Here is a 14,743-nt window from a genome sequence, read left to right on the forward strand (position 1 = left end):
CGGGACGAGCTTAGGCCGCGGTATCGGCCACCGTGACGAGAACCTCGTTGCGACGCAGGAACGGAACCGTCCACGGCGGGTCGTAGAACCACGACCTGGTGTCACCTATCGGCTCGATGTCATTGCGGCGCAACGTATCCAACAGCTGGCTGGCCTTGTCCGCGACGGCATCCGGACTGTAGGAACCGTTGAAGCGCAGCACGGCGACGGTCTCCCCGGGTACCTCGACCAGTCGGACCCGCTCGTCCTTGGGCGTTGGCAGCGTGTCCATCGTGTACTTCGACGGCATGAAGAACTGGATGACCCAGTCGCCGGTCGCCCCGCGCTGGGTGGCCACCGGGGCGGTCATGGCGATCTTCTGGCTCTGCTGCTGGGCGACCGGGGCCGTCATCGCGATCTTGTCCTTGGCCGAATTCGACCCGAAGATGAAGCGGGCCAGCCTGCGGAAGCCCTCGTTGCGGCTGGACTCCTCGTTCGCGGCGTCGACGGTGGTCTCGGCGGCGATCCGCGTTCCATAGCGACGGATCTGGATGCCGTCGATCTCCCGCACCACGGTGAAATCAGGTTCCTCGGTGCCGTGCCGGATCCCGACGATGGAGCCGCCGGCTTCGGCGACCTGCGTGACCGCACTGGCAATCTTGTTGAGCATGGCCGCTCTCCTTTCCCACTCCAGTCAAGCCAATGGTGAGTCATCTGTCAGGCGCTCGCCGGTGACGACTTTCTAACGCAGGGCACCTGCGCGCAGTTCCGCTGTGCGTGTGCTCAGATACCCTCCTGGCATGACGCGGGTCTCGGTGATCACCGGTGCGGCAGGCGGCATGGGCCTGGCCACCGCCGGGATCATCGGACGTGACCACACGGTGGTGCTCTGCGACGTGCGGGGTGATCGGCTCGACCACGCCGTCACGAGCCTGCGCGAGGCCGGCGTGAGAGCGACGGCGGTTCGCTGTGATGTCACCGACCGCCGCGCGGTCACCGGATTGTTCGAGACGGCCGCCGCGCTGGGGCCGATCGCCTCGGTGGTGCACGCCGCCGGAGTGAGTCCCAGCATGGGCGGAGCCGACTACATCGTGACCACCAACGCGCTGGGCACGCTGCAGGTCAACGAGATGTTCTTCGGTGCTGCCGCGCCGGGCGCCGCGATCGTCAACGTCGCATCGATGGCCTCCCACATGCTGCCCGACGAGATCGTCCCCATCGAGCACTTCAACCTGGCCTTCACCGATGCGGACCGGTTCCTCGCCGAGATGCTGGCGGCCTGCGACCTGGCGGGCGAGGCGATGCGCTCCGGGCTGGCCTACAGCCTGAGCAAGTACTTCGTGCGGTGGTACAGCTGCGCTCAAGCTGAACGGTTCAACAGCCGCGGTCTGCGCATCGTCTCGGTATCACCCGGCTCGGTCGACACCGAGATGGGGCTGCTGGAAGAGAACAACGGCGCCGGCGCGATGGTCGCCGATTTCGCGGTGCCGCGGTGGGGCAGTGCACAGGAGATGGCCGAGCTGTTCGCGTTCTGCGTCAGCGACCGGGCCGGCTATCTCACCGGGACCGACATCCTCAACGACGGTGGGGTGATCGCCTCCATGCGCGAGCGAGTCCGTAGGGCTGCCCAAAAGGCTTAGGAGCCAGACAGTTTCGCGTAGCGGCTGCGATGAGAGTCGGTGGAGCCGAATTCGTACTGCACCGCGGTCAGCCGCTTGAAGTAGTGGCCGATCGCCAGTTCCTCGGTCATGCCCATGCCGCCGTGCAACTGGACGGCGTTCTGGCCGATGAAGCGGGCGGCGCGCCCGACGGTGACCTTGGCCGCCGACACCGCCCTGGCCCGCACATGTGCCTCGGCCGCCAGATTGAGTACCGCCAGGTAGACCGCGGAAACCGCCTGCTCGAGTTCCATGTGCATGTCCACCATCCGGTGCTGCAGAACCTGGAACGACCCGATCGGCTGGCCGAACTGCTGGCGCTGTTTGCAGTAGTCGACGGTGTCGGCGAGCACCTTGCGCATCGCACCCACGGCCTCGGCGCACACCGCGGCCGCGCCCTCGTCGCGGGCCTGGGCCAGCGACGGCCAGACGTTGTCGTCGAGCAGGGCGTCGACCGGCAGTCGCAACCCGTCGAACTCGAGGTCGGCGGCCCGCCGGTCATCAATGGTGCGGTAGCCGTGCACCGTCACTGCGCGCGGTGGAGCGGCCGGATCGAAGTCGACGAGGAACAGCGAAATCCCTTCGGGTTCATCGGGTTGCCCGGAGGTTCTGGCGGTCACCAGTAGGTGGGTGGCGATGGGCGCGCCAATGACGACGGCCTTGCTTCCGGACAGAACCCAGTCGGCGCCGTCGCGGACAGCCTTGGTGGACACGCAGTTCCAGCGGTCCCCGGAGCCCGGTTCGGCGGCGGCCACCGCGATGATCGCCGAGCCGTCGACGATACGTTCCAGCAAGGCGGTGGATGCCGGTCCGTCGGCGCGCTGCAGCAGGCCGGCGGCCACCACGGCGGTGTCGATGAACGGCTCGATCACCAGTGCGCGGCCGAGTTCCTCTGCGATGACCATGATTTCGGTAGGTCCACCGCCGATCCCGCCGGCGGACTCGGGCAGGGCGGCGCCCAGGATGCCGAGTTCCTCGGCGAAACCGCGCCAGATCTCAGGCTGCCAGCCGAGCCCGACCTTCGCGGCGGTGCGGCTTTCCTCCAGCTCGTAACGGGTGGCCAGGAACTTACCCAGCCCGTCGCGCAACAGCTCTTGCTCGGTGCTCAGGTTGAAGTCCATTTACAGCCCCAAGGTCGCTTTGGCCAGGATATTGCGCTGAATCTCATTGGAGCCGGCGTAGATCGAGCCGGCCCGGTCGTTGAAGTAGCGCAGCGGGGCCACGGCCTGCCACGGCTGTCCGCTGACGTAGCCGTCGCCGGGCGGCTCGAAATCCTGCACCGGTCCGCCGGGGCGGGTGGCGTGTGGCTGGTAGACCCGGCCGCGCGGGCCGGCGGCTTCCAGCGCCAGTTCGGTGATGGCCTGCGAGAGCTCGGTGGACAGGATCTTCAGCATCGACGACGCCGCGCCTGGGTTCTTACCCTCGGCAACCGTTGCCAGCACCCGGTATTCGAGGATCTCGAGAACCTCCGTCCGGATTCTTATGTCGGCGAGTTTCGCGGCGAACGCCGGATCCTCGATCAGCACACCGCCCGCCGGACCGGGCTGGTTGCGGGCTTCGGTGGCGACCGACTCCGCCATGACCTGAAGCCCCGGTGCTGTCGCGCCACCGCCCCGTTCGAACTCCAGCAGGTACTTGGCGACCGTCCAGCCGTCGTCGATCCGGCCCACGACATTGGCCTTCGGCACCCGGACCGCGTCGAAGAATATCTGGTTCTGCACCTTCTCGCCCGAGGTCATCACCAGCGGCCGGATCTCGATACCCGGCGTCGTCATGTCGATGAGAACGAACGTGATGCCCTGCTGTTTCTTGGCCGACCGGGAGGTGCGGACCAGGGCGAAAATCCAATTCGCCTCGGTCGCGTGGGTGGTCCAGATCTTGCTGCCGGTGCAGACCAGATGGTCGCCATCGTCGATGGCCGCCATCGACAGCGCCGCAAGATCCGAGCCGGCCTCCGGCTCGGAGTAGCCCTGGCAGAAGAACACCTCGCCGGTCAGGATCCGGGGCAGGAAGAAGTCCTTCTGCTCGTCGGTGCCGAAGGCGATGATGGCGTGGGCCACCATCCGGATGCCCATCGGTGACAGCGCCGGTGCACCGGCCAGAGTGGATTCGCGGCTGAAGATGTAGTGCTGGGTCAACGACCAGCCACAGCCGCCGTACTCCACCGGCCAGGCCGGTGCGGCCCAGCCTCGTTCGTGCAAGATCGCCTGCCAGGCCATGCTGGCCTCGTGGTCGGCGTAGACGCTGGTCATCAGCAGGCCGGCCTGGCGCAACTCGGGGGTGAGTTTCGCCTCCAGAAAGGTGCGGACCTCGTCGCGGAACTCCAGATCCTCAGCTGACCAGGACAGATCCATCCACCACCCCTATCTGGACACGGCCGTTATCAGAAGAAGGTAAACCGTGACCTATCTTTGCGCGCAATGGGGTTTGAGTTGCGGCCGCGCGGGGAATGGTCACACAAGCCGTGGGGTGCGGACAGACGTGACACGGAGAGGCTCGGTCCCTGTACAAGCGACCGGGCCTCTCGTCTTATCAGGTACGGCCCAGCGGCCAGTTGCGTACGCCAGATTGCCGAGAAGCGGGTCTCATGTGGCCACTTGGCGCGGCATCACGGTGGGATCAGCCCGGATGCAGGCTGTCGCCGAGGTGATCTTCCACCGGCTCGGAATCCAGTGACGCGTCCTTGGTTTCGTGCATGACCAGCAGCGCGACGAACGTCAACGCCCCGGCAACCATCAGGTACACACCAACCCAGCCGACCCCATAGCTGGTGGCCAGCCACGTCGCGATGAACGGTGCGACGGCGGCACCGAGAATGCTGGCGGCGTTGTAGGCGATGCCCGAGCCGGTGTAGCGGACATTGGTGGGGAACAGTTCTGGCAGGACGGCACTCATCGGCCCGAAGGTCAGACCCATCAGAGCCATGCCGAGAACCAGGAACTGCAGCATCGTGGTGTGCGAGGCACGGTCGGGCGACAGCAGGAATCCGAACGTCGCCCCGTAGGCCATGATCGCCCCGGTGATGACCAACAAGGTGCGCCGCCGGCCGAAGACGTCGGCCAACCGCCCGGCCACCGGGATCAGCGCTGCGAAGAACAGCACCGCGACCAGCTGCAGGCGCAGGAAGTCCACGTAGCCGAAGCCCAGTCCGGTTCCGCCCGGCGGCCGCTTGCCGGTGCCGTAGCTCAGCGCCCACGTGGTCACCACATAGAACAGCGTGTAGGTGGCCAGCATGACGAAGGTGCCGATGATCAGTTGCCGCCAACTGGTGCGGAACAACTCGGCCAATGGTGTCTTGACCCGTTCGCCGCGTTCCAGCGCACGCCGGAACACGGGGGTCTCGGTCAGGCGCAGCCGCACGTAGAGGCCGACAGCGACCATGATCGCGCTCAACAGGAATGGGACGCGCCATCCCCACGTCATGAAGGCACCCTGGGGGTCGGGTTTGGCGCTTCCGTTGCCGAGCCACAGGATGAGAATCAGGAAGAGGCCGTTGGCCAACAGAAAGCCGAAGGGTGCACCCAACTGCGGCCACATCGCCGCCCATCCGCGCCGGCCGGGTTTGGCGGTCTCGGTGGCCAGCAAGGCGGCGCCGCTCCACTCGCCACCGAGCGCCAGGCCCTGGCTGAAACGCATCACGGCCAACGCGATCGGCGCGGCGATGCCAACCTGGGGATAGGTGGGCAACAGGCCGATGGCGAAGGTGGCTATTCCCATCGTCAGCAGGGACCCGACCAGAGTGACCTTGCGTCCGGCGCGATCGCCGAAGTGCCCGAACAGAATCGATCCCAGCGGACGGGCGACGAAGGCCAAGCCGAATGTCGCCAGCGACGCCAGCAGTGCGGTGGTCGGATTGCCCTTGGGAAAGAACAGCTGAGGGAAGACCAGAACCGCGGCGGTGGCATAGATGTAGAAGTCGTAGAACTCGATGGTGGTGCCCACCATCGAGGCGACGACGATCCGGCTGCGGGGGACACCGTCGACCAGGTCAGCCTCGGTAGTGCTCATCGACTCGCTTTCTGCTCGGAAAGTGCACATCATCGCATCCACACCCAGCCCGGGCGCTGCGTTTGGCGCCGGTGCCTGCGGCGCAGGGGGAGCGGTGCTGGGCAACCACACCCGAAAACCACCGATTGGGGGATGCCAGGGGTTGTCGGCTCGCGCAGGCTGACGTCGACCGTGAAGGAGGTCCGCGATGCCGCCGTGGCGCTTACGTGACTACCACGACGAGGACCTGGATCAGGCGATCCAGGTCTGGGATCAGAGCCGGACACCGGGTTCCGGTGAGCCGGTGTTCACCGTCGCGGAGGTGATGGCCGCCGCGCGCACCGGGCAGCCTGCCGTGGTCGCCGAGGTCGGCGATGAAGTGGTCGGGATGGCCGTCGCGCAGACCCAGGGCGAGCGCGCCTGGATCCTGCTCATCGCGCTGAGCTCGCGTTGGCGCCATCGCGGCATCGGCAGTGCGCTGCTCAGCGACCTCGAGCGCCGGTTACGGGCACAAGGGGTGCGGCGTATCTGCGCGGTGATGCCCGAAGGCGCCACCGGCGCCGCCGCCCTGGAGAACTCGGGCTACGCCAGACGCGACGGGCTGGTGTACTTCGAGATGCTCGAACACCTGGGGCTGGACCAGGCCAACCTGCTCGACGAACTCGGTGGCCAACTGCTGCCGCCGGGCCTGCTCGGCGAGATGGCCGGCATGGAGCAGGAGAAGCAGATCATCGAGCGCCGCATCGTCGACCCGCTAGCGCATCCGGACGTTGCCGAACGCTACGGCGTCCAGCCACCGAAGGCGGTCATCCTCTTCGGCCCACCGGGCACCGGCAAGACCAGCTTCGCCAAGGCCATCTCGTCGCGGCTGGGCTGGCCGTTCGTCGAACTGTTCCCGTCGCGGCTGGCCAGTGGGAGCGGGGGATTGGCGGCCTCGCTGCGGGAGGCCTTCGCCGAGTTGGCCGAACTCGACGAGTTGGTGTTGTTCATCGACGAGGTCGAGGAGATCGCGACCGCGCGATCGGGAGCCTCGACAGCCGAGCTGGGTGTCACCAACGAACTGCTGAAGCTGATTCCGGCGTTCCGGCAGAAGGACAGCCGGCTGTTGGTGTGCGCCACCAACGCGGTGCACTCCCTGGATACAGCCTTCCTGCGGCCAGGGCGATTCGACTACGTCATCCCGGTCGGCCCGCCGGATCAGCCGGCGCGCCGGGCGGTCTGGCAGCGCTACCTCGGCAAGGCGGGTGTCGAGGTGGACGTGGACCGGCTGGTTGCCGCCTCGGAGTTCTTCACACCGGCCGACATCGAGTTCGCCGCGCGCAAGGGATCGCAGGCCGCGTTCGAGCGCGAGATGCGCCACGGCCGGGGGGAGCCGGCCAGCACCGAGGACTACCTGAACGCGATCGGCGAGATCCGGCCCACACTCACCGCGGAGATGCTCGCCGAATTCGAGCGCGGTAAGGCCGAATTCGCGCGCGTCTAGGCTCCGGTCTCGTAGAAGGCGCGCACAGTGTCGATGGTGTCGGCCTCGGCCGGGCTCTTGTCGTCGCGGTAGCGCAGCACCCGGGCGAACCGCAGTGCCATGCCGCCGGGGTAGCGGCTGGAACCCTGCACACCGTCGAAGGCGATCTCGACGACCTGCTCGGGTCGCACCTGCACCACGTATCCGTCGAGAGGGCCCGTCGCGAGCTCGGTGAACCGCGCGGTCTGCCAGTCCAGCATGGCGTCGGTCATCCCCTTGAAGGTCTTGCCCAGCATGACGAAGCCGCCACCGGCCGGATCGCGTGCGCCGAGGTGGATGTTGGACAGCTTGCCGGTGCGCCGGCCCGACCCCCATTCGACGGCCAAGACCACCAGATCGAGGGTGTGGACCGGTTTGACCTTCAGCCAGCCCGCACCACGCCGGCCCGCTTCGTACGGGCTGGCCGGCGACTTGGCCATCACGCCCTCATGTCCGGCTGCCAGGGTGCGGTCCAGAAACTCCTGCGCCGCTCGAGGATCAGCGGTGACGAGGCGGTCCACCCGCTGACTGGCGGGCACGATGGCGTCGAGCGTGGCGATCCGGCGGTGAGTGGGCTCGTCGAGCAGGTCGGCGCCGTCGAGATGCAGGATGTCGAAGAAGAACACCGAAAGCGGTTGGGCCGCTTGCGCTGAGACGATGTCCAGGCTTTTGCCGAACCGGGACACGGTGACCTGGAAGCGGTGCGGCCGGTTGTCGGGTCGTAGCGCGATCGCTTCACCGTCGGCGATCAGCTCGGTCACCGGTAGGGCGCGGGTGGCCTCGACCACCTCGGGCAGCCGTGCGGTGACGTCGTCGAGACTTCGGGTGTACACCGTGACGTCATCCCCGCTGCGGTGAACCTGAACCCGCGCTCCGTCGAGCTTGGCCTCGAAAACCGCTTCACCACCGAGGCGTTCGAGCGCGTCGGCCACTCCGGACGCCGTTTGCGCCAGCATCGGTCCGACCGGCTTGCCGACCTGGAGGGTGAAGTCATCAAGAGCGGCCAGCCCACCCGTCAGCGCGGCAGCGGCCACAGCCGCAAGGTCGCCCCCGAGCATGGCGGCGCGGCGTACCGCGGTCGCGGGCAGATCGGCGGCCTTGGCCACCGCGTCGACCATCACCCCGGCCAGCGCGCCCTGACGAAGTTCGCCGGACAGCAGCCGGCGTAGGAACAGTTGCTCGTCAGCGGTGGCGGCGCTGAACAGCGCGCCGAGTAGCTCTTTGCGGCGAGACTGCGACCCCGTGCCTGCGACCGCGCCGATCGCACTGAACGTGGCGTCGACCGCGGCCACGGTGAGCGACGCGGCCGGGGCCGGATCGGGTAGCGAGCGCAACGCCGCCCAGCCGACGCCGATCTGGCGCTGGGGCAATTCCCCGGACAACCACGACACCACGATCGCAACAAGGCGCGACTCCGCCGGCGTGGCCAACAGTTTGGCGAGCCGGGCGACCTTGCCCAGCCGTGACGACGTCGCCGACACCTCTGTCGACGCCGCCGCAACCTCGCCGAGCATCATCAGTCCAGGGTGGCATGACCGACTGACAACATCGAGATTGAACGGATGCAGACACATTGCGAGTGCGGGTCTGCGTGACGACAGTCTCGGCGAGAACGAAGCGGGCTCAGGTCACCTCGAACGTCACCGCATGCCAGCCGGTGGCGCCGTCCGGCGCGGGCAGGGCCTGGTCTTCGGTCTGGGGCGCGCCGGTGTTGTCGGTGGCGCGCACCGTGATGGTGTGCGGACCGCCCTGGGTGGCCGTCCACGGGAAACTCCACAGCCTCCAGGCGTCATTGGAGTACGACGCGCCGAGCTGCGCGGGCTGCCATGGCCCGTCGTCGATGCGAACCTGCACGGACTTCACGCCGCGGTCCTGGGCCCATGCCACTCCGCCGAAGGTGACCGGGCCCTTGCCCACCTTCTGTCCGTCGCGCGGGACGTCGATGCGCGACTCGGTTTTGATCGGGCCGCGCTCGGACCAACCGAGCTTGGTCCAGTAGGCCTGCACCCGATCAAAGCGGGTCAACTCGAGGTCCGTCACCCACTTGGTGGCCGAGACGAAGCCGTACAGACCGGGCACTACCAGGCGAGCCGGATAGCCGTGTTCGACGGGCAGCGGTACGCCGTTCATGCCGATCGCCAGCATGGAATCGCGCCCGTCGGTCAACGCCTCGACCGGGGTGCCGGCGGTGAATCCGTCGATCGAGGTCGACAGCACCATGTCGGCATCAGGGTGGATGCCGATGTCTTTCAACAGGTCCCGGACCCGATAGCCGGTCCAGGTGGCATTGGAGATCAGGTCGCCGCCCACCGGGTTCGACACACAGGTCAGCGTTACCACCTTCTCGATCGGCTCGAACTTCTGCAGATCCTCGAAGGTGTAGGTGATCTCGCGGTCCACCATGCCGTGGATCCGCAACCGCCAGTCGGCCCGCGACACTTGCGGGACGCTCAGCGCGGTGTCGATCCGGTAGAAGTCGGAGTTGCTGGTGATGAAACTCGGCAGCTGCACGCCACTGGGCTGCACCCCGGCGGGGATGGGTGGGGTCGGCGACTTCACCTCAGGCAGTGCGAAGCTGTCCCGGTCGCCGGACACCGAGCGCAAGCCGCGGCTGATCACCGCACCGCCGACCCCACTGAGCAGACCCAGCCCCGCGAACCCGAGCGTCACCAGGGACAGCCGGCGCCCGGGGTCCACGCCGGCCGCCTCGGTCGAGGCGGTTGCCCTACCGTCACTGATCCGGCCGGAGGTCAACCAGCGCAGCACCACGATCCCGGCGGCCGCACCGACCAGCGTGGGGACGATGTCGGTGAGCTGGGCGCCCGGCCGCCCCATGACCGCCACACTGCCAACGCCCGCACCGGCAAGGATTGCCAGCGTGCCGGTCGGAACCGGGGATCGCTCCCAGATCGCGCTCACCGCGGCGAGTACGGCGATCACCACGATCACCATCACCGTCAGGAACAGTTTGTCTGCGGTGCCGAAGGTCTGGATGGCCCATTCCTTGACCGGACCCGGCGTCAGGTTGATCACGGCGGTGCCGACTGCGGTGCGGGCGTCTGCGGCGGGGGAGAAGAACGCGGCCAGTAACTGGGCCACGCCCACGGCCACCGCGGCAGCCGCGATGCCGGCGCCCATCCGCAGACCGATGCTGGTTCGGGGCATGAAATCAACCTACCGCCGCACCGGTGACCCTCGTCATTACCGACTCATGACGAGCGGTAACGTGCTTACCGATCAGGAACTGAACGCCGTACGGCAGGTGCCGTGACGGCCTCGAAGGAGGAACGGATGGAGATCTCGGGCAAGAACGTGATCGTCGTGGGCGGCGCATCGGGTTTTGGGCGGGCAAGTGCGGAGCTGCTGGCCTCGCGCGGGGCCAAGGTGGCGATCCTGGACCGTGCGGGCACCGACGGCCCCGAGGTGGCCGCCGCCGTCGGTGGGCCGTTCTTCGCCATCGACGTCACCGATTTCGCCGGGACGGAGAAGGTGCTGGCCGACGCCGTCGACGCACTGGGCGGCCTGCACGTCATCCTGACCACTGCCGGTGGTGGCGTCGCCGAGAAGACCTTCGGCAAGAACGGCCCGCATTCCCTGGAGACCTTCCGCAGCACGATCGATCTCAACCTGATCGCCAGCTTCAACATCAGCCGGCTTGCCGCGGCCCATATGGCCGGCAACGAGCCCGAGGACGAGGAGACCGGTGAGCGCGGCGTCATCATCAACACCGCCTCGATCGCGGCGTTCGAAGGCCAGATCGGGCAGGTGGCCTACACCGCGGCCAAGGCCGGGATCGCAGGCATGTCCCTGACCATGGCGCGCGACCTGGGGCCCGTCGGCATCCGCGCCCTGGCGATCGCGCCGAGTCTGTTCGCGACCGGCTTGACCAAGGGCATTCCCGACGAGTTCGCCAAAGCCCTGACCAAGGACGCGGCCTTCCCCAAGCGGTTGGGCAAGCCCGAGGAGTTCGCCAAGCTGGTCTCGGCGATCGTCGAGAACCCGATGCTCAACGGGCAGTGCATCCGCCTGGACGCGGGACAGCGCTTCGCGCCCAAGTGAGAACGGCCTCCCGCCGGCGGTCCCGGCTGTGGTAAGGCATTAGGAAATCCGGTAGCAGCCCCGAGAGGACACTGATGGGTATCGCACTCACAGACGACCACCGCGAACTCAGCGACGTGGCCCGTTCGTTCCTGACCGCGCAAAAAGCGCGTTGGGCTGCACGGGAACTGTTGGATGCCGACGAGGAGACCCGTCCGGCGTTCTGGGCCGAGCTGGCCGAGCTCGGCTGGCTCGGCCTGCACGTCGACGAACAGTACGGCGGCTCGGGGTATGGACTTCCCGAGCTCGTCGTCGTCGTCGACGAATTGGGCCGCGCCGTGGCGCCGGGGCCGTTCGTGCCGACGGTCGTCGCGTCGGCAGTGGTCGCCGCAGTCGGCTCCGAGGAGCAGAAGGCCCGGCTGCTGCCCGGGCTGACCGACGGAAGCGTCACTGCCGCACTAGGTCTGAGCCCATCAATCACCGTGGCCGGCGGCACCGCCTCCGGTGACGCGGGCGTGGTCTTGGGCGCCGGACTCGGTGATCTGCTGTTGCTCGTCGCCGGTGACGACGTGGTCCTGGTCGCCCGCGACGGCGACGGGGTGAGTATCGACGTACCCGCGAACCTTGACCGCACCCGCCGGTCGGGCCGGGTCACACTCAGCGACTCGCCCGTCATCGATGTGTTCCCCGGTGCGCGATCGGTGGCCGTCGCCTACGCGCGGACCCTGTTTGCCGCCGAGGCGGCCGGCGGTGCGTCGGACTGCGTGGACACTGCTGTCGAATATGCCAAGGTGCGTGAGCAATTCGGCCGCGCGATCGCCACCTTCCAGGCAGTCAAGCACCACTGCGCCAATATGATCGTGGCCTCCGAGTCGGTGGTCGCGGTGGTATGGGATGCCGCCCGCGCCGCTGGGGATGATGCCAAACAGTTCGAACTGCTCGCCGCCGCGGCAGCGACCCTGGCCTTCCCCGCCTATGTTCGCAACGCCGAGCTGAACATTCAGGTGCACGGCGGCATCGGGTTCACCTGGGAGCACGACGCGCATCTTCATCTACGCCGGGCACTCACCCTGCAGGCGCTGCTCGGCGGCGACGGCCCTGCCACCGATGTGTTCAGCCTGACCGCCGCCGGAGTCGGCCGCGCCAACACCCTGGAACTACCTCCGGACGCCGAAGCGCTGCGGGAGCAGATCCGCACGGATGCAGCTGAATTGGCCAAGCTGGAAGGCAAAGCGCAACTCGACGAGCTGATCGCGACCGGTTACATCCAGCCGCATTGGCCCAAGCCGTGGGGCCGAGCTGCCGGGCCGATCGAACAGGTGCTCATCGAGGAGGAGTTCGCCGCTGCCGCCGTCAAACGGCCCGACTACGCCATCACCGGGTGGGTGATCCTGACCCTCGTCCAGCATGGAACCTCCTCGCAGATCGAACGATTCGTCGAGAAGGCGCTGCGCAAGGACGAGATCTGGTGCCAGCTGTTCTCCGAGCCGTCGGCGGGCTCGGACGCCGCCGCAGTCAGGACCCGGGCCACCCGAGTCGACGGTGGCTGGAAGATCAACGGCCAGAAGGTGTGGACCAGCGGGGCGCACTACTGCAAGCGCGGGCTGGCCACGGTGCGTACCGATTTGGACGCGCCGAAGCATCAGGGCATCACCATGGTCATCATCGACATGGAGGCACCGGGGGTGGAGGTCCGGCCGTTGCGCCAGATCACCGGTGGTTCGGAGTTCAACGAGGTCTTCTTCAACGACGTCTTCGTGCCCGACGAGGACGTGGTCGGTGAGCCCAACACCGGGTGGACCGTCGCGCGGGCCACGCTCGGCAACGAGCGGGTCAGCATCGGTGGCGGCGGGGGCGATATCGCACCCGCCTCAGCCTGGCTCGTGGATCTGGCCCAGCGCAACGGTGGCCGGGTGGTCGGCGCGGTGCAGCGGGTCGGCCGCTTCCTGTCGGAGGATCATGCGCTGCGTTTGCTCAATCTGCGCCGAGTGGTGCGCAGCATCGAAGGTGCCGGCCCCGGACCGGAGGGCAACATCACCAAACTGAAACTGGCCGAACAGTTCCAGGAACAGGGCGCGATCGCCGCGAGTCTGGTCGGCACGGAACTGGCGCTCGACGATGGTGAAGCAGCGCTGGCTGCCCGGGCCGCGATGGGTGCGCGCGGTATGGCGATCGCCGGCGGGACATCGGAGATCACGCGCAACCAGATCGCCGAGCGAATCCTGGGTATGCCGCGCGATCCGCTAATCAAGTAGCAGGCTACCGGCCGGGGAACAGCCGGGGAAACAGGTCATGCAGCCGTTGGCGCACACCGGGTTTGGGGTCTCCGAACCCCGACTTCACGGGCGGCGGCGCCAGTGTCGACGCCGTCGCTGTCACGCTTGAGAAGGTCTGAACTGGCGGGGCAGCCTCCGGCGTGGCAGGTGACGAGGACGGAGCGGGTACCGCGGTAGTGGAGGCGACCACCGACCGCGGCGTCGGTGGTTGTTCCTCGGTCGGGTGCGACGAGCTGTCGGCCGTGGTGATCACCGCGACCACCAGCGTGGCCAGCGCGACGATACCCGCCGCGGCCAGCATCGCCGAGGTCCATCGGCGTTGCGGGGTGAAGTCGGGCAACTCCGACTCGGCGACCGCCGAGGACGACCACGGCTGGTCGGCATCGAGTGCGTTGGCCGCCGCGCTGATGTCGTGGCCGGTACCGAGGTACAACGGCCGGGTCGTTGCCGTGGCCGGGGTGTCAGCGGTGTCGGGGGAAGTGGTGGAAGAAATGGCTCTGCCTCCGCGAGATCGGTCCCGCCCGATCCTAGTGAACTCGACCGGACTCCTCACCGGGCCCCATTGACCGCGCTGCCTGCCTAGGGTGGTCGTGATGAGCGACGTTGAGATCAATGTGCGCGGTGCGCACTCGGTGACCCTGCCGCCCGAACTCGGAACCGTCCACGTCACGCTGGCGTTGGAAGGGCCGGCGCCCGAGCCGGTGTTCCTTGCGGTCACGACCGCGTTGACCGAGGTCAAGGCCTCCCTGGAGGCCCGGCACCAGACCGGCCAGGGGCCGGTGACCCGATATTCGGTCGATCAGGTCCGGATGGGCTCCCACCGGCCCTGGCACAAGGACGGCAAGAAGCTGCCGCTCGTGCACACGGCGTCGGTGTCCGTCGAGGCGACCTTCGCCGATTTCGACGTACTGTCTGTCTGGGTGGCATCGGCAGTCGGTGTCGAGGGACTGTCGATCAGCCATCTCGAATGGGATCTGACCGAGACCCGCCGGTTGGAGGTGGAACGCGCCACCCGCCGGCATGCGGTGCAGGATGCGCGCCGTCGCGCCCAGGATTACGCCGATGCCCTGGACTTGGGCACGGTAGTCGTGCGCAGCATCAGCGACACGGGACTGAACCGGCCCGCGCCGACACCGCGGGCGGCCATGCTCGCTCAGGCGGCGCCGCAGGGCGGCGGCGATGAATTCTCGCTGCGGCCTCAGGACGTGGACGTGGACGCCGAAGTCGAGGCAACGTTCGTCGTCGCCGAAAAGTGAACGGCTCCAACGCTATTCACGATGATTGGGTTGACGGCCGTGGCGCGC

General features: G+C 67.7%; 12 protein-coding genes. 5 read left to right on the forward strand and 7 right to left on the reverse strand.

Features of this window, described 5'->3' with window-relative positions:
* Positions 1-10: 10 nt before the first annotated feature.
* Positions 11-649 (reverse strand): SOUL family heme-binding protein, encoded by a 639-nt coding sequence (locus G6N35_RS01250; RefSeq protein ID WP_163802529.1) that lies wholly within the window; start codon positions 647-649, stop codon positions 11-13.
* A 130-nt stretch (positions 650-779) separates the two neighbouring features.
* On the opposite strand from G6N35_RS01250, the gene G6N35_RS01255 reads away from it, so the two are divergent.
* Positions 780-1,619 carry an SDR family oxidoreductase gene (locus tag G6N35_RS01255; RefSeq protein WP_163802531.1) on the forward strand — a complete coding sequence of 280 codons (840 nt, stop codon included), beginning with the start codon at positions 780-782 and terminating at the stop codon, positions 1,617-1,619.
* On the opposite strand, the gene G6N35_RS01260 is transcribed toward G6N35_RS01255, so the two are convergent.
* The 3 genes from G6N35_RS01260 to G6N35_RS01270 all read right to left on the reverse strand — a co-directional run bounded on the left by G6N35_RS01260 (position 1,616) and on the right by G6N35_RS01270 (position 5,645).
* Entirely contained in the window at positions 1,616-2,758 is a 1,143-nt protein-coding gene (locus tag G6N35_RS01260; protein ID WP_163802533.1) for an acyl-CoA dehydrogenase family protein, read from the reverse strand. The genes G6N35_RS01255 and G6N35_RS01260 overlap by 4 nt on opposite strands.
* Positions 2,759-3,991: an acyl-CoA dehydrogenase family protein gene (locus tag G6N35_RS01265; protein ID WP_163802535.1), complete on the reverse strand. Its 1,233-nt coding sequence runs from the start codon at positions 3,989-3,991 to the stop codon at positions 2,759-2,761.
* 265 nt (positions 3,992-4,256) lie between these two features.
* Positions 4,257-5,645 carry an MFS transporter gene (locus G6N35_RS01270; RefSeq protein ID WP_163802537.1) on the reverse strand — a complete coding sequence of 463 codons (1,389 nt, stop codon included), beginning with the start codon at positions 5,643-5,645 and terminating at the stop codon, positions 4,257-4,259.
* Between the two features lie 187 nt (positions 5,646-5,832).
* On the opposite strand from G6N35_RS01270, the gene G6N35_RS01275 reads away from it, so the two are divergent.
* Positions 5,833-7,107 carry an ATP-binding protein gene (locus G6N35_RS01275; RefSeq protein ID WP_163802539.1) on the forward strand — a complete coding sequence of 425 codons (1,275 nt, stop codon included), beginning with the start codon at positions 5,833-5,835 and terminating at the stop codon, positions 7,105-7,107.
* On the opposite strand, the gene G6N35_RS01280 is transcribed toward G6N35_RS01275, so the two are convergent.
* Both G6N35_RS01280 and G6N35_RS01285 read right to left on the reverse strand, forming a co-directional pair.
* Positions 7,104-8,642, reverse strand: a complete 1,539-nt coding sequence (locus G6N35_RS01280) for an ATP-dependent DNA ligase (protein ID WP_163802541.1) — start codon at positions 8,640-8,642, stop codon at positions 7,104-7,106. The two genes, G6N35_RS01275 and G6N35_RS01280, sit on opposite strands and share 4 nt — an antisense overlap.
* A gap of 106 nt (positions 8,643-8,748) precedes the next feature.
* Positions 8,749-10,290 (reverse strand): molybdopterin-dependent oxidoreductase, encoded by a 1,542-nt coding sequence (locus G6N35_RS01285; protein WP_163802543.1) that lies wholly within the window; start codon positions 10,288-10,290, stop codon positions 8,749-8,751.
* Positions 10,291-10,416: 126 nt separating this feature from the next.
* Between G6N35_RS01285 and G6N35_RS01290 the strand changes: the two genes are divergently transcribed.
* Positions 10,417-11,184 carry an SDR family NAD(P)-dependent oxidoreductase gene (locus G6N35_RS01290; RefSeq protein WP_163807394.1) on the forward strand — a complete coding sequence of 256 codons (768 nt, stop codon included), beginning with the start codon at positions 10,417-10,419 and terminating at the stop codon, positions 11,182-11,184.
* Between the two features lie 74 nt (positions 11,185-11,258).
* Entirely contained in the window at positions 11,259-13,418 is a 2,160-nt protein-coding gene (locus tag G6N35_RS01295; RefSeq protein WP_163802545.1) for an acyl-CoA dehydrogenase family protein, read from the forward strand.
* A 4-nt stretch (positions 13,419-13,422) separates the two neighbouring features.
* On the opposite strand, the gene G6N35_RS01300 is transcribed toward G6N35_RS01295, so the two are convergent.
* A complete protein-coding gene (locus G6N35_RS01300; RefSeq protein WP_163802547.1) occupies positions 13,423-13,872 on the reverse strand; it encodes a hypothetical protein in 450 nt (149 codons plus the stop codon).
* A gap of 160 nt (positions 13,873-14,032) precedes the next feature.
* On the opposite strand from G6N35_RS01300, the gene G6N35_RS01305 reads away from it, so the two are divergent.
* Entirely contained in the window at positions 14,033-14,695 is a 663-nt protein-coding gene (locus G6N35_RS01305) for an SIMPL domain-containing protein (RefSeq protein WP_163802549.1), read from the forward strand.
* Positions 14,696-14,743: the final 48 nt, after the last annotated feature.

It is taken from the genome of Mycolicibacterium anyangense (genome assembly GCF_010731855.1).
Classification (GTDB): domain Bacteria; phylum Actinomycetota; class Actinomycetes; order Mycobacteriales; family Mycobacteriaceae; genus Mycobacterium; species Mycobacterium anyangense.

Coding starts and splice junctions, on each gene's coding strand:
- G6N35_RS01285 (WP_163802543.1), bottom strand. CDS start 10,290: ATGCCCCGAACCAGCATCGGTCTGCGGATGGGCGCCGGCATCGCGGCT.
- G6N35_RS01290 (WP_163807394.1), top strand. CDS start 10,417: ATGGAGATCTCGGGCAAGAACGTGATCGTCGTGGGCGGCGCATCGGGT.
- G6N35_RS01305 (WP_163802549.1), top strand. CDS start 14,033: ATGAGCGACGTTGAGATCAATGTGCGCGGTGCGCACTCGGTGACCCTG.
- G6N35_RS01255 (WP_163802531.1), top strand. CDS start 780: ATGACGCGGGTCTCGGTGATCACCGGTGCGGCAGGCGGCATGGGCCTG.
- G6N35_RS01250 (WP_163802529.1), bottom strand. CDS start 649: ATGCTCAACAAGATTGCCAGTGCGGTCACGCAGGTCGCCGAAGCCGGC.
- G6N35_RS01260 (WP_163802533.1), bottom strand. CDS start 2,758: ATGGACTTCAACCTGAGCACCGAGCAAGAGCTGTTGCGCGACGGGCTG.
- G6N35_RS01280 (WP_163802541.1), bottom strand. CDS start 8,642: ATGATGCTCGGCGAGGTTGCGGCGGCGTCGACAGAGGTGTCGGCGACG.
- G6N35_RS01265 (WP_163802535.1), bottom strand. CDS start 3,991: ATGGATCTGTCCTGGTCAGCTGAGGATCTGGAGTTCCGCGACGAGGTC.
- G6N35_RS01275 (WP_163802539.1), top strand. CDS start 5,833: ATGCCGCCGTGGCGCTTACGTGACTACCACGACGAGGACCTGGATCAG.
- G6N35_RS01295 (WP_163802545.1), top strand. CDS start 11,259: ATGGGTATCGCACTCACAGACGACCACCGCGAACTCAGCGACGTGGCC.
- G6N35_RS01270 (WP_163802537.1), bottom strand. CDS start 5,645: ATGAGCACTACCGAGGCTGACCTGGTCGACGGTGTCCCCCGCAGCCGG.